12 protein-coding genes are annotated in these 24,191 nt (G+C 63.2%); 5 read left to right on the top strand and 7 right to left on the bottom strand.

Annotated features, from left to right (window positions below; translation table 11 throughout):
• Positions 1–20 precede the first annotated feature (20 nt).
• On the top strand, positions 21–1,364 hold the full coding sequence (glmM, locus tag ARCT_RS0103620) for a phosphoglucosamine mutase (protein ID WP_027238860.1): 1,344 nt from the start codon (positions 21–23) through the stop codon (positions 1,362–1,364).
• A 244-nt stretch (positions 1,365–1,608) separates the two neighbouring features.
• Here the strand turns inward: glmM and ARCT_RS0103625 are convergent, their stop codons facing one another.
• Positions 1,609–3,717, bottom strand: coding sequence for a DEAD/DEAH box helicase (locus ARCT_RS0103625; protein WP_027238861.1), 2,109 nt, complete (start codon positions 3,715–3,717; stop codon positions 1,609–1,611).
• Positions 3,718–4,239: 522 nt separating this feature from the next.
• Here ARCT_RS0103625 and ARCT_RS26925 point away from each other — a divergent pair.
• The gene (locus ARCT_RS26925) at positions 4,240–6,624 is read left to right on the top strand and encodes a putative bifunctional diguanylate cyclase/phosphodiesterase (RefSeq protein ID WP_051360516.1); all 2,385 of its coding nucleotides are present in this window, start codon (positions 4,240–4,242) and stop codon (positions 6,622–6,624) included.
• 127 nt (positions 6,625–6,751) lie between these two features.
• On the opposite strand, the gene ARCT_RS0103635 is transcribed toward ARCT_RS26925, so the two are convergent.
• Both ARCT_RS0103635 and ARCT_RS0103640 read right to left on the bottom strand, forming a co-directional pair.
• The gene (locus ARCT_RS0103635; RefSeq protein ID WP_240476228.1) at positions 6,752–7,456 is read right to left on the bottom strand and encodes a CpXC domain-containing protein; all 705 of its coding nucleotides are present in this window, start codon (positions 7,454–7,456) and stop codon (positions 6,752–6,754) included.
• A 13-nt stretch (positions 7,457–7,469) separates the two neighbouring features.
• A complete protein-coding gene (locus ARCT_RS0103640) occupies positions 7,470–13,475 on the bottom strand; it encodes a hypothetical protein (protein WP_027238863.1) in 6,006 nt (2,001 codons plus the stop codon).
• Positions 13,476–14,044: 569 nt separating this feature from the next.
• On the opposite strand from ARCT_RS0103640, the gene ARCT_RS0103650 reads away from it, so the two are divergent.
• Positions 14,045–14,290, top strand: coding sequence for a hypothetical protein (locus ARCT_RS0103650; protein WP_240476230.1), 246 nt, complete (start codon positions 14,045–14,047; stop codon positions 14,288–14,290).
• Between the two features lie 82 nt (positions 14,291–14,372).
• Positions 14,373–14,903, top strand: coding sequence for a hypothetical protein (locus tag ARCT_RS0103655; RefSeq protein WP_240476231.1), 531 nt, complete (start codon positions 14,373–14,375; stop codon positions 14,901–14,903).
• Between the two features lie 102 nt (positions 14,904–15,005).
• Here the strand turns inward: ARCT_RS0103655 and ARCT_RS0103660 are convergent, their stop codons facing one another.
• Entirely contained in the window at positions 15,006–17,660 is a 2,655-nt protein-coding gene (locus ARCT_RS0103660; RefSeq protein ID WP_027238866.1) for a methyl-accepting chemotaxis protein, read from the bottom strand.
• 391 nt (positions 17,661–18,051) lie between these two features.
• Entirely contained in the window at positions 18,052–20,502 is a 2,451-nt protein-coding gene (locus ARCT_RS0103665; RefSeq protein WP_051360517.1) for a hypothetical protein, read from the bottom strand.
• 394 nt (positions 20,503–20,896) lie between these two features.
• Here ARCT_RS0103665 and ARCT_RS0103670 point away from each other — a divergent pair, with 394 nt between their 5' ends.
• Entirely contained in the window at positions 20,897–22,081 is a 1,185-nt protein-coding gene (locus ARCT_RS0103670; RefSeq protein ID WP_027238868.1) for a DUF2793 domain-containing protein, read from the top strand.
• Here the strand turns inward: ARCT_RS0103670 and ARCT_RS0103675 are convergent.
• Positions 22,078–23,244 (bottom strand): DegT/DnrJ/EryC1/StrS family aminotransferase, encoded by a 1,167-nt coding sequence (locus tag ARCT_RS0103675; protein WP_027238869.1) that lies wholly within the window; start codon positions 23,242–23,244, stop codon positions 22,078–22,080. The two genes, ARCT_RS0103670 and ARCT_RS0103675, sit on opposite strands and share 4 nt — an antisense overlap.
• Positions 23,241–24,188 (bottom strand): GDP-L-fucose synthase family protein, encoded by a 948-nt coding sequence (locus ARCT_RS0103680; RefSeq protein ID WP_051360518.1) that lies wholly within the window; start codon positions 24,186–24,188, stop codon positions 23,241–23,243. Before ARCT_RS0103680 ends, ARCT_RS0103675 begins: the two co-directional genes overlap by 4 nt.
• Positions 24,189–24,191: the final 3 nt, after the last annotated feature.

Below are 24,191 nucleotides of genomic sequence, written 5' to 3' on the forward strand. Positions count from 1 at the left end.
CACTTATGGGACATATTTAAATGCGCAAATTATTTGGAACTGACGGCGTCCGGGGCACCGCCAATATCCATCCAATGACCGCCGATATGGCGCTGCGCATCGGCGCCGCCGTGGGGCGGTATTTTCGCCGCGAGGCCGGTGGCGTCCACCGGGTGGTGATCGGCAAGGATACCCGGCTCTCGGGCTATATGTTTGAAAACGCGCTGACAGCGGGGCTGACCTCAACAGGTATGAACGTGCTCTTGCTGGGACCGGTGCCAACCCCCGCCGTGGGCCTGATGACCCGCTCCATGCGCGCCGACCTGGGGGTGATGATCTCTGCCAGCCACAACCCGGCCGAAGACAATGGCATCAAGTTTTTTGGCCCCGACGGCTTCAAGCTGTCGGATCAGGCCGAGCTGGAAATCGAAGCCCTGCTCGAGGAAGGTGTGACCCCTGCGCAGGCGCAGAATATCGGCCATGCCAAGCGTATTGATGACGCCCGTTTTCGCTATGGTGAACGGGTGAAATCCTCGCTGCCACGGGGCATTCGCCTGGATGGTTTAAAGGTGGTCCTGGACTGCGCCAATGGGGCGGCCCACCGAACCGCGCCCGAAGTGCTCTGGGAGCTGGGCGCCGAGGTGGTGCCGCTGGGGGTTGCCCCCAATGGCAAAAATATCAATCTCGGCTGCGGCTCGACCCAGCCACAGACCGCCGCCGAAGCCGTGGTGGCCCATGGTGCCGATGTCGGCATCTGCCTGGATGGCGACGCCGATCGGGTGATCATGATCGATGAGACCGGCACCCTGGCCGATGGCGATCAGCTGATGGCCCTGCTGGCAGGTCGCTGGGCCAGGACCGGAACCCTGACAGGCAATGCCCTGGTCGCCACGGTGATGTCCAACCTCGGTCTCGAACGTCACCTCGCAGACCAGGGGCTGCGGCTGGAACGCACCGCTGTTGGCGACCGCTACGTGGTGGAGCGGATGCGGGCCGGTGGCTTTAACCTGGGCGGTGAACAGTCCGGCCATATCGTGATGAGCGATCACGCCACCACCGGCGACGGGCTGATGGCCGGGCTGCATATGCTCGCCGCCATGGTCGAGACCGGCAAACCCGCCTCAGAGCTGCTCAACCAGTTCACCCCGGTGCCGCAGCTGCTGCAAAACATGCGCTTCACTGTCGGCCAGACCCCGCTGGACAACCCGGCGGTGCAGGCGGCGATCCGCAGCGCCGAGGCCGCACTGGCGGGCAAGGGCCGCCTCTTGATCCGCAAATCCGGCACCGAGCCGCTGATCCGGGTGATGGCCGAATGTGAGGATTCAGCCTTGCTGAACGCTACCGTCGCCGAGGTCGCCAGCGCGATCGAGGCCGTCGTTGGCTAACCCCGATCGCGCAATGACCACTCTTGGAAGACAGGGGGCTTTGCCCCCTCGCGTCAAGACGCTCACCCCCAGGATATTTTTAGCCAAATGAAATTATAAAGAGGACCTTCCCTCTTCATTTGGCCCCAAATATCCTGGGGGAGGCCCAAAGGGCCGGGGGCAAAGCCCCCTCATTTTTGCCAAGCCAAATAAAACCGCCGCCGGGAGAGGTCCCCGGCGGCGGTTTTACGTCATCTATTTTTTTTCAACCTTTGGGGCGGCGCGGCTTGGCAGTGCCGCCTTTGGTGGCTTTGGATTCGGCCACGCGTGCACGGTTCTTTTTGCTGCTGGCCTTGCCCTTTGGCGGCGGTGGGCCTTTGGGGCCACTGCGTTTTGCACCGGGTTTGCCCGCGCCCTCTTTGCGCCAGCTTTTGCCCGGGTCGCCAGCACCAGCGCGATAGCTTGGCTTGCTCTCGGTTTTTGCTGCAGGTTTACCAGCAGGCTTGCTGCGGGGGCTGACTTCGCTCACCACCGCGTTTGGTTCGCGGGGAGCTTCGGATTTGTGACGAGGGCGCTCTGCGCGGTCTTTACGTTCCGGGCGCTCAAACCGGTCGCCACCAGAGCGCTCGCCGCCATAGGGTTTTTTATCCCTGTAGCCGCCCTCGCGGGGGCCGCTCTCGCGCTTGCCTTTGTAGCCCTCATCGGCGCTGCGCTGCGGGCGTTTGCCCTCATAGTCGCCACCTTTACGGGGGCCACCGGATTTGGCTGGACCAGAGGGACGACCTGCGGGGCGGCCGGCGGGGAGATTGGGCGGGGTGGCCAGACGGGTTACCTTGGTGCCGTCATCCAGCACCATATCGGTGCCCATGGAGTTCAGGAAGCCCGCGACCTGGGCCTCCCGGATCTCGGCAAAGCTCTCGTCTTGCTGAATACGAATCGCACCAATATCGCTTTTGGTGATGTCACCAGCGCGGCACAGCATCGGCAGCAGGCGGCGCGGGTCGGCGCCCTTGTCGCGGCCGGTGTCCAGCGAGAACCAGACGCTGGGGCCAAAGGGCGCGCGTGGCTCGGGCTTGGCATTGGCCGCCGACAGCTCTTCCGGCGCCGAACGGCCGGCATTCCACAGCCGCAGATAGGCCGCGGCCAACTGCTGCGGCGAGAATTCCTCGACCAGCTTGGCAACCATCGCTTCTTCGCTGGCGGCAGGCACCTCGCTCCAGGCGGGATCAGCCAGCATGCGCTCGCCGTCGCGCGCCTTGATCATCTCCGCCGAGGGCGCATTATCCCAGGTTGCGGTGAGCTTGGCCATCTTCAGCAGGCGTTCGGCCTTGCGGGTGGATTTTGGTGGCACCACCAGGGCGCTGACGCCCTTGCGTCCGGCCCGACCGGTCCGGCCCGAGCGGTGCAACAGGGTCTCGTGGCTGTTGGGCAGCTCGGCATGCACCACCAGATCCAGGTTCGGCAGGTCAATACCGCGCGCCGCCACATCCGTCGCCACACAGACCCGGGCGCGCCCATCGCGCATCGCCTGCAGCGCATGAGAGCGCTCGGCCTGGGACAGTTCACCCGAGAGGGCAACCACCGAAAAGCCGCGGTTGGACAGGCGGCTCAGCAGCCGGTTGACCATGGCGCGGGTGTTGCAGAACACAATGGCATTGGGCGATTCAAAATAGCGCAACACATTGATAATAGCGTTTTCATCGTCGCGCGCCGCGACGGACATCGCCTGATATTCGATATCGCTGTGCTGGCTTTTCTCCGCCACGGTAGAAATCCGCTGGGCATCGCGCTGATAGCTCTTGGCGAGGCCGGCAATGGCCGGCGGCACGGTGGCGGAAAACAGCAGCGTCTGGCGGCTGTCGGGGCTTTCGCCCAGAATGAATTCCAGATCTTCGCGAAAGCCCAGATCCAGCATCTCATCGGCTTCGTCCAGCACCACGGCGCGCAGCTCTGACAAATCAATCGAGCCGCGCATGATATGGTCACGCAGACGTCCCGGAGTGGCCACCACGATATGGGCGCCGCGATCCAGGGACCGGCGCTCGTCGCGCATATCCATGCCGCCCACACAGGAGGCCATCACCGCGCCGGCCTCACCGTACAGCCAGGCCAGTTCGCGTTTGACCTGCATCGCCAGCTCGCGGGTGGGGGCAATCACCAGCGCCAGCGGCGTGGCGGCGGGGGCAAATTTATCCTCTGCACCCAAAATCGTATCGGCAATGGCCAGGCCAAAGCCGACGGTCTTACCCGACCCGGTCTGGGCGGACACCAGAAGGTCGACCCCGGCAAGGGCAGGGTCAGAGACCGCCTCCTGTACGGGGGTCAAAGAGGAATATCCACGGCGCTCAAGCGCCAGAGCTAATGTCTGTTTCAAGATGATCTGCTTTTCTATTGGGGCGGAGGCCAAACCAGGTCTGCCGCACGAAAGGCCAGGGCCCCGGCAGCAATTGGCCGCGTATAGGCCATTCAAAGCCCCATGTATAGCCATCTCTGGTCAAGTTGGGTCAAGTCGGGCCCAGTCCGCAGAACCTCCGCAAAGCGACAGCCGGCTTTGCCCACCCGAGGCCGCAAAATGGCGCGGCACCTGCAGTTCAGGCGGCAGGGTCAGTTGTGCCCATGCCTGATATTTTATCTCAATTTTTACATTCTCAGCGGCAAAACCACCCCCCCGAGGCGGGTTTTCTTATCGTTCCATACGCTCATTTAACCAACTGTTGGCACACTCCGCCTGCAGGTTACGACAACGGTGGCTCATTTCATCCGGGCCATCTGCGTTCTGACTGCGGCCCTCCCTGATGCACAGCCAGAGGGGAGGTCACTCATCGCGACCACGCCAAGCACCGGGATCAGGTCAAACCAGAGACAGGTCAAACCAGAGACAGGGATCCGCAAAGAAATGAATTTTTTTGCCAATACATCTTTCCGCACCCGCCTGTTGCTGAGCATGGTGGTTCCGGTTTTCCTGATCCAGTGTTTCAGCATTGTGCATGAGGTGCTGGATCATCGGGAGGTCTTTTTGGCCGCTCTGGAGCAAGAGCGCGATCTGATGCTGCGGTTTATCGCCGCCAGCCTGGCACAGCCAATGCACTATGACGAGCCTGCTCAGATCCAACATCTGATCCAGGATATCCTGCGCGAAGGCCGGGTGGCGCAGGTGCAGGTCTTTGACACCAGCGGCGCTCAGATCTTTGGCGAGCGCAGCCTCGGCTACAGCCCGGCACCAAATGATCTGCACGCCAGTCAGCGCATCACCTATACCGGCTCCGGTCAGCCCCGTGATCTGGGACACCTGGAGATCATCCTGCCGGTTTCTGTCATTGCCGGAGCGATGCGCGCCGCTATCGTCAGCCATCTGGCGCTCTCCAGCGGTGTGCTGGTGCTCATCACCCTTGTCATCTGTCTGGCCCTGTCGCGCCTGTCGCGGCCGGTGGCGGCGATCATCCAGACGCTTTCGGCCATGCGCAACGACAGCTTTGACGGCACCATCCCCGGATTGGAGCGCCGCGATGAAATAGGCCTGATGGCCCAGGCGCTGCACCAGCTGCACGAAAAGACCAACGAGGTCGCCGAGCTGCGCGCCCAGGATGACGAAAGCGTGCGCCGCGAGCACAAACGCATCCGCCGGGCGCTGCAATCCACCCGTGACGGGGTGCTTTTGGCCGATGAAACCGGCGAGGTGGTGCTGTGTAACCCCAATGGCGAGCTGTTCTTTGGCGATGCCCAGGTTGGGCGGAAGCTGAACCTGAAATCCTGGTTGCCCCCAGAGCTGGCAGAGCAGGCCTGCGCCCATATCAAACACAACGAGAGCTTTGCCTTTGAGGCCACCACCACCCATAACCTGTCGGGCCATGTGCTTAATCTTCTGGTGCGCGGCGGGCCAATCCGGGACGAGCACGGGCATTATCTGGGCGCGATGCTGCTGGCCTCGGATCATTCGGATCAGTCGCGCCAGGCCGAGCGGGTCCGGTTCCTGGCCGAACATGACAGCCTGACCGGGCTGCCCAATCGGCGGCTGATGGAGCAAACCCTGACAACCTGGCTGCAGCAGGAGGGCGAAGAGGTTTCGATCCTGCTGGCCGATCTCGACCATTTCAAACAGATCAACGACACCCTGGGCCATCCGGCGGGGGATGCGCTGTTGCGGGTGGTGGCGCATCGGTTTGAATCCTGCGCCAGCACCTATGTCATGGCGGCGCGGCTTGGCGGCGACGAATTTTCCATTCTGGTCAAGGGCGCCGACAGCCTGACCCGGATGACCAATATCGCCAACCGTCTGGTGGCAGAGATGGCCCAGCCCCAGGAGGTCAGCGGCCAGGTGCTGCATACCGGCATGTCAGCGGGCATCGCCACCCTGTCGGGACCGCAGGCCAGGCCCTCGGAAGGCATCCGCCGGGCGGATCTGGCGCTCTATGAGGCCAAGCGGGGCGGCCGCGGCATGGTCGAAATCTTCCACGAGGATCTGGAAACCGAAATCAAACGCAAAAGCCTGCTGGAAAGCGAGCTGCGCCAGGCCTTGACCCAGGGCGACCTGCGGCCGGTGTTCCAGATGCAGACCGATCTGGGCACCGGCGAGGTGATCGGCTTTGAAACCCTGGCGCGCTGGCACCACCGCCAGCTGGGCACAATTTCCCCAGCCGAATTCATTCCCATCGCCGAGGACTGCGGGCTGATCCGCGAGCTCACCTATCAGATGATGACCCAGGCCTTTGTCGCCGCTGCGCGCTGGCATGATGCCGGGTTCCAGGGCCGGGTGGCGGTCAACCTGTCGCCTAAATTATTTGGCGCCCAGGTGGATGAATTTGTCAATGACTGCCTCTATGAGACCAACTGCCCCGCCGAGGCGATCGAGGCTGAAATCACCGAAACCGTGGTGCTGGCCAGCGGCCAGTCTGCCCTGCGCGAAATCCAGGCGCTGCAGGAACTGGGGGTCACCGTGGCGCTGGATGATTTTGGCATGGGCTATTCCTCGCTCAGCTATCTGCAGAAATTCCCGGTCGACAAGATCAAGGTGGATGCGGCTTTTGTCTCTAAACTGCCGGAATCCGAAGAAACCCGCGCCATTGTTGGTGCCATTGCCGAATTGGGCCATGCCCTGGGCATGCGGGTCACCGGCGAGGGCGCCGAGACAGACGAACACCGCCAGCTGCTGAAAGCCTGCGGCGTCGACTATCTGCAGGGCTATTTTGACGGCCCCCCCCTGACCGAGCGCGCCGCCAGCGAACGGCTGTTCCCGGGCCAGGGGCAGCACCTGACAATTCAGGAAATCACCCAGGGTTCATGACACAGGCCTCATAAAACAGGCCTCACAATACAGGCCCCATAAAACGGGGCTGACCAGCCGCCCAGGCAAGGCAGGTTGGCCACACCTTCATGACAGGCCCAAAGGACTGGGCAAAACCGGCGCTGCGTCAGGCCGCGTCCTCTCCTGCGCCCTCCCCCATGAACAGCTTTTGGATATCGACAAACATGCTGGCCCCCAACAGCGCCTGCACCGCGGCCCAGGGGGCGGGCGCTGCGGCAATGTCATCATAAAGAGCGCGCGAGACCTGAAAGTCATTCAGATGTTCCTCGCTATCAGAGCGGATCCAGGCCAGCTCCAACATATCCTGGCGCAGTCCCAGAAGGCGCAGATCCACGCCCTCGGCCAGAGGCGCATCCGGCAGGCTGCGCAGCAGATCCAGCTTGGCCGCCTCCCAGAGCACATCATCAAAGCCGATCTCCTGCAGCACCAGTTTTTCACGTAAAGCCGGCCAGCCAAAGACCAGCCGCGGCTGCAACCCCTGGCCAACGCTTTGCGCCGCCGCCGGCGCCTGCGCCCCGTAGCTCAGATCAAACACCGCCTGTTTGTCCGCTGCGATCTCCAGATGGTCCCGCAAACAGCGGGCGGGCAGGGCGGCAATCCACTGGCCGCGGCCCACATCAAGATAGTTGAAATCCGGCTCCAGACGAAATTCATGGGCGCAGGCGCTGCACTGCACCGTCTGAAACTGCCCCTCCAGGATCTCGTCGCGCAGATCAGAGCGGCGGTCGGCATTGACGCTGCCCACCGCCTCATAGGTAAAAACCTCTGCACATTCAGGGCAGGTCAAAGTCATTGGAACAAAAAGTGACATCGTTAATTTCCCCTCACACCAGCTTTGCCAACCATTGGACAGCCGGATGCTGATCTTTCAGTTTCTTGCTGTGATACGCGGCGTAGAGTTCTGAGAACCACTCCCCCGGCGCGCGGAATTGATAGCCGGTAATGGCCTGTTTTCGGGCGGCAAAGGCATAGCTGTTCCAGGAACCGGTATCATAGCTTTCATGATAGACCCGACCGCCGATATTAAGCTTGCCGGCAATGGCGGCGCTGCCCCAGGGGTTATTGCCCGCCCGCGCCATATCCACATGGGCGCAGGCCTGGCGGCGGCGCTGTTCCCAGACCTCCGGGTCCACATTTCCCGGACAGTCCGGCAGCGCCGGAGCGGCGGCGGCATTGCTGATATACTGCGCCACATAGGTGGCATCAAAATCATAATGCCCCGCAATGGCATCAGCCACCGGTTTGACATTGCCGCCATGTTCCTGCCAGCCGCCATAGGCGGCATCGCCTGCCACCCCGGTCATAAAGCTGCGCTGATCATCCACCGCATGACCGGCCTCATGCAGGGTGTTCCAGGAGAAGAAATCCACCTGCTCCTGATCCGCCGGTTCGCAGTCGGCATCAACCACGCCCACCTCATGGGGGCGGCCAAAGCCATAGGCATCGCTGAGATTGGCATTGCCCTCGCGCATCAGCACCTCTTTGTTGCCGCCAGAATAGACCGAGCCCTTTTGCGTCTCGACCATCTCATAGCCGACAATCGCCATGGAGCGGTTGTCGCGGGTATCCTGCGGCGGCAAGATCGACATCACCTCATAGAGACGGCGGATATTGGGGCCCTTCTTGGCATCCGCCGCCACCAGATTGCCCGCCGCGTGAATGTCGCGGGCATTGCCTGCGGCATCCGTGCCAGAGGCATCCCTGTACAGGTTCAGCTTGCAGCCATATCTGGCCTCAAAGGCCACCTTGAGCACCCGCCGCTGCGCGGAGCCATCCAGCCCCTTGATCATCTCATCAAGCTGCGCATCGCCGCCGGGGCGGGCGATGATGGCCTTGATCTCGGCAGTATCCGGCGGCTGGTTGGCGGCCATCTTGTCCTTGACCCTGGCATCCACCACCAGGGCCTGGGCGGTTTTCACATGGGCTTCGCCACTGTCGTGGTCGCGCCCTTCGGCCGCCTGGCGGGCCTGGGCCACATAGCCTGCCAGCTGTTCCAGATCCTCGCGGATGACATAGCGATGAGCGCTGCCCAGCAATGTCTTATGCGCGGCCTCCAGCGCGTCGCAGTCCTGCACCAGCTGATCATGACGGGCGGCCATCAGCAGCAGCGCGTGGTGCTTGTCCATCACCGCCTCAATCGCCGCGCTGGCCGCAGCCAGATCGCCCCCGGCGCGGGCCGCTTTCAGCGCCGCGGCAACCTCTGCCGTCAGCGCCGCGGCATCCTCCTGGATGATGCTGTATTTGACAAAGGGCGCGGTTTTGTCGGCGATGCGGCTGCTCACCCGGCTGGCCAGCTCGCTCAGCTGCTGGTGATGGCTGATCTCCAGCTGCAGCTCTTCGCAGGCCGTCAGCGCCGCAGGAAGCGCCTGTTTTACCTTATTTGGCTCTGTTTTCAGCTGCGCCTCCAGGGCCTCGACCTGGGATTTGGCGCCGCCAAGCTGGGCGGCATACTGTGCCTCCGCCTCACCGCTGAGCCGATCAAAGACCGCGCGCAGCGCCGCAACCGCAGTGGTGAGCCCGGCAGTATCCTCCTCCGCCAGCCCGGCCAGATCGTCGCCAATCGCGGTCAGAGCCGCGTTGTTTTTTGCCGCGGCCAGCGCCTCGATGCAGTCCTGAGGCAGCACATCCACCAGCGCCTTGGCCTGGCCGATGTTGCCCTTGGCGGCCAGCTCCAGCGCATTGGCATATTTGCCCTCCAGCCGGGCGATCATTGGCGCGATCAGCCGCTCGTTTTCCGGCGTCTTCACCGCCGCGATCCTGGTCTCGGCCTCGGCACGGGCGGTCTCAAACACCAGATAGGTCTTGGCGGCGTCAATCACCGGCTGGCAGTCAGCCACCAGCCTGTCCATCGCCGGGGCGGCCGTATCAAAGGCACGGGCCGGCACCGCCGTTGTGCCATGGGCCGCGCTGTAGCGCTGACGCAGGCCAACCGCCTGGGCGGTGAGCGCCACATTTGACGCCACCTTGGCACATTCGGTCTCCGCCTCGATGACCTTGGCCTCCGCCGCCTGGCGCTTGAGCTCATAGGCGGTGCGGGCCACCAGAAGGGCCTTGCCGCGATCAATGGCAAAGGAATCGTCATTGGTCACCTTGGCGGCGGCCTTGAAGGCCCGCTGCTGCAGCAAAGCGGCGATCTTTACCTTGGCGGCGGCAATCTCGTCCCGCTCTTTCTGCAGCAGCGGATCGCCTGCGATATTGACCTCATCGTCATAGATCCACTGCTGGCGCCGCTTGATGGCGGTGACATAATCGGCGCGGCTGGCCTCATAGGCCTGGGCCCGTTGCACATCCGCCTTCAGCTTGGTGAGGCTGGCCGCATGTTTGCCTGCGGCCCAGTTGGTATCAAAGGCGCTGGCAAATCCGGTCACCTTGTCGATCTCGATCTGCAGGCTTTCCTTGGCATCAATTGGATTGGTAAACCCCAGCGCCCTGTCGCGGCTGCGAATAAGACGGCGCTTGGCGTCCCCAAGCTGGACCTTAAGCAGCTTGGCCTCGGCATAAAGCGCCAGTTTCTTGCGCGCGGCCGCCACCGCCGCCTGCGCCTCATTGACCGCTGCCAGACCGCTGCCAAAATCCAGACCCGGCGCCTTGACCGCGTCATCTGCGGTTGTCAGCAGCGCCGTGATGGCCAGCAGATCACTGGCCAGACAGGCATCATTGGCGGCACTGCCGTCTTTCAATTCGGTCTCGACTGCGGGCCGGATGGCGGCGCGCTGACTGGTGAAACTTGCCTTGCAGGCGACCCGCTCCAGCACCCCCTCAAGCTGGCTGATCGCAGCGCCCAGATGCGCCCGCACCTGATCCAGATCGGGGCTGGCCCCCATGGATGCCGTGCGGCCCTTTTGCGCCTCGGCCGCTGCTGCGGCGCGCAGGCTGGCAAAGGTGCCGTCATCCTTGCTCTCGACATAGCTGGCCAGGGCCTCGTAGTTTTTGAAGGCCGCCACCACGTCCTTATCCACCGCCGCCAGCACATCGTCCTTTTTCAGCGCCGCCATCTCGGCGCGCATCTCGATCAGGCTCTGAGCCACATCGGCGGCGGCATCCCCGGCGGTGACGCTGTCCAGCGCGCTTTTGTAATCGCGGGCCGCGCCCTGGGTCGCAGCCTGACGCAGGTAGAGATCACAGGAGGCCAGCTCCTCCACAGCCGCAGCAGCCTGCGGGGTCTTGCGCAGCGCGACCAGCCGGGCCTCCAGCGCGTCGCGCTTGGGCTTATAGGCCAGATAGTCATCGGCGCGCTGCTTATAGGCGGGCCACTCCGCCTGGCTGGCGGCCAGAATACGGGCGGCGCCATCAAATTTACGCTGGCCTGCGGAGGTTGCTGCACTGGCGGAATCCGCCTCCATCCGCGCGATCACATCATCAATGCCCGGATGACCGGCATGGGCCTTGAAATCCCCGAGCTTGGCATCAAAGACCCCGCGCAGAGCCACATAGGCCTTGGCCCTGTCCCCCCGGTTGCGCAGATCGCGGGCCTCGCGCTCGGCCAGTTCCAGGGCCTCTGCCGCTTTCACCAGATCCGGCTGCGCCCCGGGCTGATTGGCCGTCAGCGCCGCCTGACAGCGCGCAATGCCGGTGCTCAGCAGCGCCTTCACATTGGCCGGATAGGAATTAAAATAGGTAAGATAGGTCTGCATGGCCTGCAACAGGCCCTGCTGCTGGACCCAGCCAGCTGCCGCCGGATCCCCGTCCAGCTTTTTGGCGCGGTCCAGCATCAACGCCACCTTCTGGTCCAGCGCCGGCACCTTGTTCATCAGCTGAACCGCCGCCTCATAGTCTTCGGTCCCGGCCCGCGCCACACCGTCATCATAGGCCGTCAGCACAGCATCAATTGCCGCCTGGACCGGCGCCCGGGGCGAGACCTTGCCGCGAATGGAGAGAACCCGTACCGAACGTTCCTGCTGGATCGCCCGGTAATGGGCAAAGTCATCCGCCAGAGCCTCCAGTGCGTCACCGCGCGCCAGGAAGGAGACAATGCCGCTGGCCGCCTTCTGAAAGTCAAACCGGGCGGCATCAGCCTCGGCGGCGGCAATCTCATCCTCCAGCGCCTTGAGCTTGCTCTTGACCGGATCGACCGCTTTTAGGGCATGGGCCTTGATCGGCTCCAGGCGGGCGGAAAACAGCGGCTGCTGCTGCTGCCAGGTCTGTTTGTCCAGAGTGAGCTGCTTGACCTTGGGTTCCAGATCGACCAGCAGGCTATCGGCCTGTTTGGCGGCCTTCTCGATCGCCTCTGCGGCGCTCTCCTCAGCCGGGGAGAGCAGCCCGCCGGCCTGTTGCACCAGGGTGCTCCACTCGCCGGGATAGGGCGCGCCAAAGGCGGCAATCAGCCCCTCAACCCGCAGCAGGGTCCCGCGCACCTTGTCGATATTTTGCAGCGCCTGCTTTTTTGCCGGATCATCGGTGCTGTCGGCCAGCGGGGCCCCCTGTTCGGCGGCGGCGGTTTTTTTCGGCCCGGCTTCTGGTGCTGCCTCCGGTGCAGCCTCTGGTGCTGCTTCTGGTCCGGCCACAGGATCTGTCCTGCCGGCGGCTGGCGCGGCAGCTTTAGGGGCGGCAGCTGCAGCAGCGGGGGCCGCGTCCAGAACCGGGCGCAGCCGGCCAACAATCATATTGGCCTTGTCAAAATCCCCGGCCTGACCCGCCGCCACGGCCATATCCCAGGCCGTCTGAATCTTTGTTGCCCGCGGATCCTGCGCCGCCGCCAAAGCAGCCACAACCGGTGCATAACGCGCCAGAACCCCGTCCCAGGCCGCCTGCAGCTGGCTGTTGTCCTCCCCGGAGGCCACCTCGGCGGCCTTGGCAACCTTGGCCGCCTCAGCCGCCTGCGACAGCAGGCTGGCAAGCTGACCAATGGCCTTGAGCGCCACGGCAAAATTCCCGGCGGCGGCCTTTTCCTGGGCATAGGACCAGATTGTTTGAATTTTGGCCACATCCCCATGGCCCGCAGCCAGCACCCGGCGCACATGCGGTTCCAGCTTGGCAGAGCTCTCCTGCCAGCGCGCCTCTAGTGGATCCGGCGTCGCGCCCGGATCCGGCGTCGCGCCGCTCTCTTCGCCTGCCTGTTGACCAGCCTGTTGACCAGCCTGTTCAGGGGCCTGTTTTCCGACCTGTTGACTGGCCTGATTGCCGGCCTGTGACGCCGCTTGTTTTGCTGCCGCCTGCGCGATCTGCTGCAGCGCCTTTTCCAGCTGATCCAGCAGTTTTGCCGCCTTGGCCCCGGCGGTCTTGGCGCCGTCGCCCGCGACCAGCAGCATCTGCGCCCGTCTGTGTCCTTCGGCAATCTTGTCCAGAACGGCGCCTTCAAGCCCGCCAAGCGCGTCTTTGACAGCATCAATCCGCGCCTGCAGCGCCCGGGTCTCTGCTTCGCTCAGCCCGGGATCGGAGGCGGGCGCAGCGGCGGCAGCGCTCTGCGTCTCGGTATCGCCAGCCGCCTGCGGGGCAGGGGAGTCCGCCGGTGAGTCCGCCTCTGCCGCATCTTCCGGATCCAGTTTGAACTCCGTCTCGCCGGGGGCCAGAACCGCCAGCTTCATGGCAATGCTATTGCTGCGAAAGAAGATTCGGAAGTTTTTCACCAAGCCGGCCGGGGGATCACTGCGGCAGGTCAGTTTCACCAGCTGGCCATCCACTGTCAGGGTGCCATAGCAGGATTTCTGCGGCTGCACGCCGTCGATTTTCTTGACCTGCAGCAACAGCTTATCACCGCCCCGCTCCTTGTGCATAATCAAGGCGCAGTCTTCCGGCTTCTTGCCCAGAGCCAGCGCAAAACTCAGCTCCTTGTTGCGGGCCAGTTTAATCTTCTGCTTCAGCTCTTTTAAGGCTTCCATGTCCAGCGGCATGACCATCCCCCCAACTAATCAATTGATAATACTATTTAAAACGATAATGCAGAGACCATTCCAAGCCAGGATGGCAAGCCTCCCCCGGTCAGGATGCACTCAGATGGCAATGTGGTCCAGTTTTTTACCCGCCAGGCCAATTTTATCCGGCAGGCCCGTTGTCTCCGGCAGGCCCGTACTCCAGCCGGGGCCAGTGTTCCAATCGGGGCGGGCTTTGGCGCGGGAAAGCACAGACGCGGGACCCAAAGGCCCCGCGCCAGCAAAAGGTTAGGTGCTAAAAAGAGCTTGTCGACTCGCCACCACTCACGGTTCTTTACAGCTGTCGGACTGCGGATAAGTTTAAGCCAACACATTCAAGTGTCAATATGATACGGGCAAGTGTCAGTGTGATCCTAAAAAGTGTCAACATGATACGGGGTGTTCGGAATTCTGTTTACTTTTGTGTAACACTCGGCAAAATAGTCGCCCATGCCCCGGCCCTAATCGTCGCAGAACCGCAGTCACAGAACCTCAGAGAGCCTATGCCCGAAATTTCCAAACTGACAGAGTTGAGAAAATTGCTTTTGGACATGGAACAGTCCATGGGGCTGCAGGATCTGTCGACTGTTGAGCGCGATATCTACTATGCGGCCAGCGATCACACCTCCAGTGCCGGCGCCGTCAAGACCACTCTGTTGCAAGAGCACGCGCTGCTGGCAAATGTTTCGCGTCCGACGTTTTTTCGGGCTCTGAAATCCCTGCAGGTCAAAGGCTACCTGGAACAGTGCAAAAACTCTGTTCGTGGTTATTATATTGTTAAGATCCCGGCGAGATAACCCTAGGTAGCAATACGCGAGGGCAGCAGTGGCAACAGCACACACAGGGAAGCTACGCGACCTGGGAAAAGAGACAGCCATTGTGTCTTTGGCCTATCTCGGAGCCTTTTTTGCCACCTTTGAGGTGCTGATGCCGATGCAAAACAGCCTGTTTCCCGGTTTCGACAGCCGGGCCAGCCTGTTGTTCCTCCCCCATGGGGTGCGGGTGCTGGCCGCCTGGCTGCTGGGGGGGCGCTCTGTGCCGGCGCTGCTGCCGGGGGTTGTTTTTGTGTTTTTCTATCTGGTTGGCTGCAGCGCCTTTAGCCCCAGTCGCCTGGCAGCCATCGCCGGTGCCGTCACCGTGCCCGCGGCCTGTTTCTTTGTGCTGCGTCTGCTGGGGCATGATCTCAGACCCTCCCCCGAGCGCAGGCCCTGCTGGCTCTGTATCATGGGCATCGGGCTGGTGATCTCCCTGGTGACCTCGCTGGTGACCAACTATGCCTTTGACAGCGCCCCACAGGATTACATTGCCTATCTGATCGGCGATATGTTTGGGTTGTTCTTCCTGATGCTGGTCCTGATGCTGATCTTTCGCGCCCTGCGCCAGTCCAACCTGTCCACCCCCTCCAGCTAGTTCGCTCCCGTCCAACCCGGCCATGCAAGCAGCCGGGTCAATCGGCCCATTCAACTGGCCTGCTCAACTGGCCCATTCAACTGGCCTGCTCAACTGGCCCGCTCAACTGGCCTGGCGCAGATCTGCCGCCGCCGGATCCCAGCTGGCCTGCTCCGCGCCGCCGCCAGTGCGAAACCCGCCCAGAGCCGCATCCATCGCCTGCGCCTCCTGCGACAGCCCGATGCTGGAGGAGGTCACCTCCTCGAACAGGGCGGCATTTTTGGCGGTGGCATCGTCCAGATTGCCCATCGAGGCATTGATCTCTTTCAGATTGCCGGACTGTTCCGATGAGGCCCGGGAAATATCCTGCATCAAGGCCGCCGCACTGGTCACAGAGGTGGAAATCTCCCCGATCACCGCGCCGGTGCGCGCCACCAGATCGGCGCCCAGCTCGACGTTTTCGCCGCTTTCCGCCACCAGGATGGCAATCTCCGTGGCCGCTTCCTTGGAGCGATGCGCCAGGGTGCGCACCTCCGAGGCCACCACCGCAAACCCCTTACCCACATCCCCGGCCCGCGCCGCCTCGACACCGGCATTCAGCGCCAGAAGGTTGGTCTGTTTGGCAATGTTTTCAATCATCCCGATGATCTTGGCAATCTTGTCCGAACTGTCTTTGATACTGTCCATGGCCGCAACGGTCTGGCGCACCACATTCAGGCTTTCATCCGCATTCTGCCGCGCCACCTCCACCGAGGCCGAGGCCTCTCCGGATGCGGTGGCCGTCTGGGAGATCGAGACCGAAAGCTGGTTCACCGCCGCCGCCGTGCTGGCCAGCGTCTGCGCGGTGCGTTCCGAGCGTTCCGACAGATCGCGCGAGGCGGCGGAGATTTCCGAGGTGCCCCCGGCAATGGATTTGCCGCTCATGCTGAGGCTGCTGACAGAGACTTCCAGGCCTTCGAGGGCGGCGTTGAAATCATCCCGCAGCTTGGCATAGCCGGGGCTCATGTCATCGTGGATGCGAATGGTCAGATTACCGCGTGACAGCTGCGCCAGACCCTCGCCAATGGCGGTTACCGCTGCGGTCTGATCGGCCTGCCGCTTCTGGCGCTCGGCCGTGGCGGCTTTTTCGTTCTCGGCCTTTTCCACCAGCCCATCCCGGAACACCGACAGGGCGCGGGCAATGCGGTAGATTTCATCACTGGCGCGGTCAAACCCCGTCACCGGGCTCAGATCGCCCTCGGCCAGACATTCGGTGGTTTCGCTGATCCTGGCCAGCGGCCGGGTGACCAGAATCCGGGTCAGCACCAGCGCCAGCACCAGCACCCCGGCAAGCCCCAACATCAACATCTGCATGCGCTGTTGCGCAAGCCCCATGCGGGTGGTGATCCCATTGGCCATTTCGGCAATTTCAACCTGGCTGACCGCGCCCAGATCAGCCGCATGACGGGCAATGCTCAACACCACCTCGGCGGTATGATGCGAGGCCTCAGCGGCGGCGGTATTGGCTTTCAGCGAGCCCACCTTAAAGGCTGCCAGCCCCTGCTCGGGATCGGCCAGGGCAATCATCCCCTCCAGTTCGCCGACAAGACTGCCTTCGTTGAAGTCCAGAAACTCGGTCAGCCCTGCGGCGGCCTGTTCTATCGGTGCAATGGTGGCTTCGGCGGCAATGATATCCGAGGCGGCGACAACATCCAGAGCCGCCAGCTGGAACGCGCTGATCGCGCCGGTCACCCGCAACAGATCCTGCAGAACCCCCACCTGGTTGTCCAGCAGGTCCTGGATCGCCTGCTTGTTGTTGTCGCTGGCCTGGCTGGCGGCCACCGACAGGGTAAAGACCATCTTGTCCAGCGCCCGTGACAGCGGCGCCGAGCTGGTCTCGCGCGCCTTCAGCACAACCTTGCGGTTTTCTTTCTGGTCCTTGCGGCTGGCATTCAGGGTGCTCCTGAAGACCTCAACCCCGTCGCGCACCCGTCTGGCGCCAAAGGCATCCAGGCCAATCTCTTCCAGCTGATCCAGAATCGGTTCCAGATGGGCCAGCGCGTCGATGGCCATGACCTCCAGCGCCTTGCGGGTTTTGACATCGCGCACATGGCCCAGAGCCAGCGCCGCACCGGACAGCAAATTGATATCGCCGCGCGCCTCCAGCAGGGTCTGCAAACCACCAAACTGTTTTTCCACCAGATCGCTCAGCACCCCGTCCACCTGGGTGATGGTCTCGTCGCCGCCCGCGCGCAGATTGCGATAGGCCTCATCGGCAACCACCAGAAGTTTGCCCTGCAGCAGCTCGCTGTAGCCCTGCAGTTCAGCGGTCTGGGCTTCGATCCGGGCCTGATTGCGAAAGACGCTTCGGCGGGCGGCGACCAGGCTTTTCAACGTCGCTGCCGCATCCGCCGCCTCCACCTTGAACCCCTCTTGTTCACCAGCCGGCATGGCCGCGATACTGGCGTTCAGCGCTTCGGCCGCCTGCGCCACCAACTGTTCGGCATTCGCCAGCTCAGCCTCATCTGTCGACAGCAGGACCCGGGTCATGGCGTTTTTGCTTTTGCTGGCGGACTCGCCCAGTTTCCGGCTCATCTCAAGATGCGGCAGCTTGTCCCCTGACAGCTGCTGCATCTGGCTGCCGACATCGCCAAAAACCAGAGTGACCAGAACACCGCCCACCGCCGTAGCCGCCCCCAGCGCCAGCAGGATCAGGGTAATCTTGGCACCAATGCTGGAGAAGGGCAGCCTTCTGCGTTTGGCACCCGCCGGTTTCTTTTCCGCGTCTACTATTGTCATGTTTTACCGCGCCTTCAGCTAATTCCAAACAGCCCCAAAACCAAGCGGAGCCGATACACCCTGATCAAACGCCACAGCTGCCGGAGCCAACAACTGCAGACACAACTCACCAGAGAAGAGCCTGACCGTTCCCAACAGACAGGCCATAAGAGGGTAAAAGAAGCATGATCAGTGGATAAAAAAACGCCGCGAACTTTAATGGTCTCCAGGCCCGCCGCCAGAACATCCGTGCAAAGACTGCACCAGCAAGCACGACCCAAAAGACGGTCCTCGCGATCTCATGCAAAGAGAGTGACAGATCTGCTTGGCCGATGGGTGACAGTACTGCTTTGCGGCTACAGGAAAGTCGCCAATAATCCATATTATGCAAAATATCTTGATATGCCGGGGGTCAGAACAGGAAATCATCCGCCGTGACCGCCTCCAGCTCGAGCCCCTGCAACAGGATCTCGCCATTGCCGGTGACCACCAGAACGCCGCCCGCCTGCTGGCTGACCACAAGATCCGAGAAATCATCCCCCGCGACCCCCATGGCGCGCAGATCAATCACATCCTCCCCCGGGGTGAAATCGGTGATCTCGTCGCGCCCGTGTGTGCGGCCAAAGATAAAGCTGTCAGCGCCACCACCACCGGTGAGCCAGTCACCGCCGATATCCCCCGACAGGCTGTCATTGCCATTGCCCCCAAACAGGTGGTCGCGGCCACGCCCGCCCCGGAGATCATCATCCCCGTCATAGCCCCAGGCCCAATCCGCATCCGCGCCCCCCTTCAGGGTATCATTGGCGGCGCCGCCAAACAGGCTGTCGGCGCCGGCCTGACCAATCAGCAGATTGGCCCCTGCCTCGCCCCAGAGCCGGTCATCGCCGGTGCCGCCGCGCAGGTCATCATTGCCCGCCCCGCCATAGAGAAAATCCACCCCGGCATTGCCCTTGAGCCTGTCATCCCCGGCGCCACCCCAGAGGATATCATCGCCCTTGTGGCCCTGCACATCATCGTGCCCCGCTCCCCCCGACAGGTGGTCATTGCCGCCGCCGCCCAGCACCAGGTCATCGCCCAGCTCCCCCTCCAGGGTATCAGCGCCCCAGCCGCCGCGCAGGGTGTCATCGCCATCGCCGCCCAGCAGCTCATCATTGCCGCCCTGCCCCAGCAGCTCATCATTGCCGCCCAGCCCCTGCATCCGGTCGGCGCCGGTGGTGCCGGCCATTTGATCCGCCCCGCCGCCGCCATATTGGATCTCCTGATCCGAGGGCTCTGTCGGAGAGATCCGGTCCGGCGTCGCAAAGCGCCCATCGGGCCAGAGATCCGTCAGGCTCAGCGCCCCGCCACCGGCGCGCAGGATCACAATCTGGCTGCCGCCAAACTGCAGCCGCAGGCCTCCGGGGATGTTTTCAACCTGCAGCTGCGCCGGACTGTAAAGCCCGGGGATCAGCGACAGATCCAGATGATCGGTGCCGGGGTGGAAATCGGTCACGGTCACCCCTGCCGCTGTCAGTGTCGGCGTTGCGCCAACCACAAAGCAATCGGCGCCCGCGCCGCCGGTCAGCCGGCTGCCATCGCCGCTGGCCACCAGAATGTCATCGCCCAGGCCCCCATTTAAAGTCACCAAGGCCGTCGCGCCCCCCTGCAACAGATCATCCCCGGCGCTGCCCCAGAGCGTGCCCTGATCAAGACTCTGCACCACCCCGAGGGTCGAAAGATCCAGACTGAACCGGGAAATACCGCCCGCCGTGCCGGAGGTGACATAGATCTCCAGCTGATCCCCCAGCACGGTCCCCTCCAGCGCGGTGACATTCTCCAGCCCCAGACCCTGGGCATGGGCCAGGCTGGTCACATGCAACAACTGCCCCGAGGGCAGCAGCCGCAGCAGGCTGATGCCATCATCCGCCCCCGCCGCCAGCACCAGCACATGCTCCCCGACCTGCACCACCTCCAGCACCGCCACGCCGCCAAACCGTGTTGCCAGGGTATCATTCAGCTGATCACTGAGCTCGAGACTGCCATCCGCCGCCACCCGCAACAGGCTGAGCGATCCAGTCCCGGAGGCGGCCAGCAGCAGCCAGCTGGCGCCATAGGCCTGAAAGCTTTGCAGCGCGCTGGGATCCGACACCGGCAGCCCCTCGGCCATGCCAAAGCTATCCGCCGCCTGCAGCGCCCCGGTCTGGGTGGTGATCCGGTAGCTCCGCACCCCCTGCCCCATGGCATCCAGCGCAAACAACAGATCACCGTCGGCGCTGATCTCCAGCGCGCCTTGTCCGGGCAGGTGATAGGAGGCAGAGGTGCCGCTGGTGGCCACCTCGCCCAGGCTCTGCCCGGTGGCATCCAGGTGCCAGCCCGTGAGCTGACCTGCGGCACTGATGCCGTAGACCAGGCTGTGGCCCGCATTCAGGTCTGCATTCTGGCCCCCATCCTGGCCTGCATCTATCGGCGCCGTCACCAGCGCCTCCAGCCCCTGTGGCCCGCCAGTAGAGCCGCCAGTAGAGCCACCAGCAGATCCGGTCTCCAGCTCCTGTTGCTGCTGCCGGGCCAGGTTTCCATTGCTGCCGATCTCATATGACAGCAAGGCCCCCGAGCTGCTGCTCTGCTGGATCAGCCGCAGGCTGCCGCCGATCTCGCCCCAGCTGAGCCCGCCGGTGCCGAGGCTGGCGTTTTCATGCCAGTAGCGCTGCAACAGCTGCGGCGCCGCGGCGCTGCCATCCAGACGATAGAGGCTCAGCCCGCCATTCATCCCATTGCTGGCATAAAGCCAGCTGCCGCTTTCGGTCTGTACCACCGCAAGGTCGCGCAGATCCGCATCAAAGCGATCGCTGCCCGTCTGAAAGCGCTGCTGAAACTCAAACTCCATGTTCATATCCCCAGGCCGTCTCGTGACCCAGGATGGCCTCCGCAGCACGGCAGGTATCAGGATCTAAACCGCACAATACAGTGGCGATTGTTAACAAATTGGCGACAATCCCAAGGGCTTGCTGGTGGGCGAAAAAATCCCAGTGGCCTGGTCATTGGGGCAAGAATCAGCGCCCAGAACGGGCGCTTTTTTGCCACCAGATTTGCCCCTGCGGCACCCTGCTCGGGCCCGGATTTTCCCTGTTGCCCTGCGGCTGTTGCCGCCACCGCGCCCGCGCGGTTAGCGCCGCTTTGATCTGCACAGCCGATGCTGGCGCGCAGCTTTCTTGCCCTCTGTCCCTGCCCTCTATCCCTGTCCTCTGTCCTTGTCCGCTGCCCACAGGAGCCCAAGCCCCATGTCCGAGACCTCTGCCATCCTCGCCCTGCCCTATCTGCTGGCCGCGCAGGCGCAAAAACATGTGACCCACAATGAGGCCCTGCAGCTGCTGGACGCGCTGGTGCAGCTGCGGGTCAGCGCCTTTGATGCCGAAACCCCGCCGTTTACCCCCAGCCCTGGCGATGCCTATGCGCTGGGGGCACTGCCCAGCGGCGCCTGGGCCGGACAGGCCTCGCAGCTGGCGATCTGGCAGGGCGAAGGCTGGCTGTTCATCGCGCCGCAAATCGGCTGGCGCGCCTGGGGGGTTGATGTCGCTGAGCTGCGGATCTGGCAGGGCAGCGCCTGGCAGCAGATCAGCGCCGAGACCCAGAACCTGGCCCAGGTGGGGGTCAATACCAGCGCCGATACCAGCAACCGGCTGGCGGTGGCCGCTGAGGCCAGCCTGTTCAGCCATGCAGGCGCCGGTCATCAGATGAAGCTGAACAAATCCGCCCCGACTGAGACCGCCGCGGCGCTGTTTCAATCCAACTGGTCCGGGCGCGCCGAAATCGGCCTGTTGGGCAATGACGACCTCAGCGTCAAGCTCTCCAGCGATGGCAGCAGCTGGGCCACCGCCCTGGCGCTGAGTGCCAGCGGAAATGCCGGCTTTGGCACTGCCAGCCCCACGGCCCATGTGGAGATTGCCGGCAGCGGCGCCGACTATCTGCTGGCCGGCGATGGCAGTGGCCCGGCCTTTCGGCTGGGATCGGATGGCAATGGCGCCTGTGACGGCGCCTGGTCGGGGGGCGGCGCCGATTATGCGGAATGGTTTGAATGGGAGGATGGCAACCCCGGTGGCGAGGACCGGCGCGGGCTGGCCGTGGTCCTGCAGGGCGCGCATATCCGCCCCGCCCGGACCGGGGAAGAGCCCATCGGCGTGATCAGCGCCGCCCCGGCGCTGATTGGCGATGATGATATGGGCGGCTGGAAGGGACGCTGGCAGCGTGATGGCTTTGGTGCCCTGCTGCTGGACACAGATGGCCAGCGCCAGGAAGACCCCCGCTATGACCCCACCCGCCCCTATCAGCGCCGGGGCAGCCGCCCGGAATGGGCGCTGGTGGGATTGCTGGGCAAGCTGCGCCTGCGCCGGGGCCAGCCCTGCGCCGCCCGCTGGCAGCGCATGCGGCAGGTGTCGCAGCAGGTCGAGGAATGGCTGCTGCGCTAGATCTCGGCCAGGGCCGCAACGGCCTCGGGGATGGGATAGTGGTGGTTGCCCACAAACAGCCCATTGGCATCGATGTAATCGGCATTGGTCAGGCTGCCGTGGATTTCATAGTCGAAATACTGCATCACCTGGTTCTTGGCAAAATTGCCCGCCACGATGGGGCGACACTCAAAGCCCTTGGCCAGGAGCTGTTTCACCAGATCGGCACGGGCCAGCCCGCAGCCTTCGCGAATGACCAGCGCAAAGCCAAACCAGCTGGAACAGCCAATTTCCTGCTGGATGGCAAATTTGGCGTGGTTGCCCAGCTGCGCCTGCACCAAGGCGCCATTGGCGCGCCGCCCCGCGATCAGATCCGGCAGTTTCTTCAGCTGCTCGCGCCCCAGCGCGCCGGACATCTCCAGCGGGCGCAGATTGTAGCCCGGCAGCACAAAGCGGAAGCTCTCCTCAAAGGGGTCCTCAGATTTCTCGCCGGTCACATGGTTGAACTTTGGCAGGTTGCGGGTCCAGCCATGGGCGCGCAGGGACAGCATCACATGGTAAAGCTCTTCGTCGTCGCAGGTCACCATGCCGCCTTCCATGGTGGAGATATGGTGCGAGAAAAACGACGAATAAGACCCCATGACCCCAAAAGTGCCGGCCTGTTTGCCGCCAAAACTGGCGCCCATGGATTCGCAATTGTCCTCGATCATCACGATGCCGCGCGGCGCACAAAGCGCCTGCAGCACCGCAAAATCATTGGGGTTGCCCAGAAGGTTCACCACCATCAAGGCGCGGGTACGCTCGCTGATTGCCGCTTCCAGGGCGTTCAGATCATAGTTCAGGGTGGCGCGGTCGATATCGACAAATTTCAGCCGCAGGCCATATTGCTGCAGCGGGTAATAGGTGGTGGACCAGCTGACGGCGGGCACGATGATCTCATCGCCGGGCATCAGCCGCAGATCGTCATTTTTGGTATAGCGCAGCGCCGCCAGCATCAGCAGGTTGGCCGAAGAGCCGGAATTGACCATCACCGCATATTTGCTGCCAAAATAGGCCGCGAACTCTGCCTCAAAGGCGCGCACCTCGGGGCCCATGGAATACATGTCACTGTCGATGACACGCTGCAGCGCATCCTGTTCCGCCTGATCCCAGGAAGAGGTGGCGAGGGGGTAAATGGGGCTCATGCGTATCCGCTTTCCAAATAGTGACGATAGGTCTGTGCAATGCCGTCGCGCAGCGAGGTCGGAGCCTGCCAGCCCCAGTCCTGCTGCCGCGCGGGATCGCAGAGTTTCTGCTTCATCCCCACCGGCTTGCTCAGATCATGGCTGAAGTCACCGGTCCAGCCAATCACCTCGGCCACGGTGGCGTAATAGTCGTTGATGCTATGATCCTGGCCCAGGCCGATGTTCATGCTGCCCGGCAGGCGCTCCATATCGGCGGCGGCGCGCAGCACCGCATCGGCCAGATCCGCGGCAAACATGAACTCGCGCCGCGCCGTGCCATCGCCCCAGATCTCGACGCTGGTCTCGCCCGTTTTCTGCGCCTGATGCACCTTGTGGATGATGGCCGGCAGCAGATGTGACTGTTTGGGGTCAAATGTGTCATGCGCCCCATAAAGATTACAGGGGATCAGCGTCTTGTACTGGGCTGTGTCATCCTCGCGGCGGATATAGTCGCACAGGCGCAGCGCCATGATCTTGGCCAGGGCATAGCCCTCGTTGGTGGGTTCCAGCGGGCCGGTCAGCACCATGTCTTCGCGCAGGGGGTTTTCGGCGGCGCGAGGGTAGATGCAGGTCGAGGCCAGGTTGAGAAAGCGACGCACCCCGGCCCGGTAAGCGCCCATGATGATATTGCGCCCCATGGCGGTGTTTTCATCCAGGAAGGCCACCGGATTGGCCATATTGGCCTGGATGCCCCCCACCCGGCCTGCGGCATGCACCACCAGATCGGGCTGGTGTTTGGCAAGATAGCTCTCCACCGCTGCCGCATCGGTCAGATCCAGCTCGGCGCTGCGCGGCGCCAGAATGGTCCAGTCGGCCGCCCCGGCGTGCTCTTGGATATTGCGCCCCACCAGGCCGCCGCCCCCGGTCAGGAGCATGGTTGCCTTGCCGCCCTGTTCTGCGCTCATGGG

Origin of the sequence: Pseudophaeobacter arcticus DSM 23566 (assembly GCF_000473205.1) — a bacterium.
GTDB lineage: Bacteria > Pseudomonadota > Alphaproteobacteria > Rhodobacterales > Rhodobacteraceae > Pseudophaeobacter > Pseudophaeobacter arcticus.

Excerpts from the sequence above, each read along its gene's own strand:
- glmM (WP_027238860.1), top strand. The coding sequence starts at position 21 with ATGCGCAAATTATTTGGAACTGACGGCGTCCGGGGCACCGCCAATATC.
- ARCT_RS26925 (WP_051360516.1), top strand. The coding sequence starts at position 4,240 with ATGAATTTTTTTGCCAATACATCTTTCCGCACCCGCCTGTTGCTGAGC.
- ARCT_RS0103635 (WP_240476228.1), bottom strand. The coding sequence starts at position 7,456 with ATGTCACTTTTTGTTCCAATGACTTTGACCTGCCCTGAATGTGCAGAG.
- ARCT_RS0103640 (WP_027238863.1), bottom strand. The coding sequence starts at position 13,475 with ATGCCGCTGGACATGGAAGCCTTAAAAGAGCTGAAGCAGAAGATTAAA.
- ARCT_RS0103650 (WP_240476230.1), top strand. The coding sequence starts at position 14,045 with ATGGAACAGTCCATGGGGCTGCAGGATCTGTCGACTGTTGAGCGCGAT.
- ARCT_RS0103660 (WP_027238866.1), bottom strand. The coding sequence starts at position 17,660 with ATGACAATAGTAGACGCGGAAAAGAAACCGGCGGGTGCCAAACGCAGA.
- ARCT_RS0103665 (WP_051360517.1), bottom strand. The coding sequence starts at position 20,502 with ATGGAGTTTGAGTTTCAGCAGCGCTTTCAGACGGGCAGCGATCGCTTT.
- ARCT_RS0103670 (WP_027238868.1), top strand. The coding sequence starts at position 20,897 with ATGTCCGAGACCTCTGCCATCCTCGCCCTGCCCTATCTGCTGGCCGCG.
- ARCT_RS0103675 (WP_027238869.1), bottom strand. The coding sequence starts at position 23,244 with ATGAGCCCCATTTACCCCCTCGCCACCTCTTCCTGGGATCAGGCGGAA.
- ARCT_RS0103680 (WP_051360518.1), bottom strand. The coding sequence starts at position 24,188 with ATGAGCGCAGAACAGGGCGGCAAGGCAACCATGCTCCTGACCGGGGGC.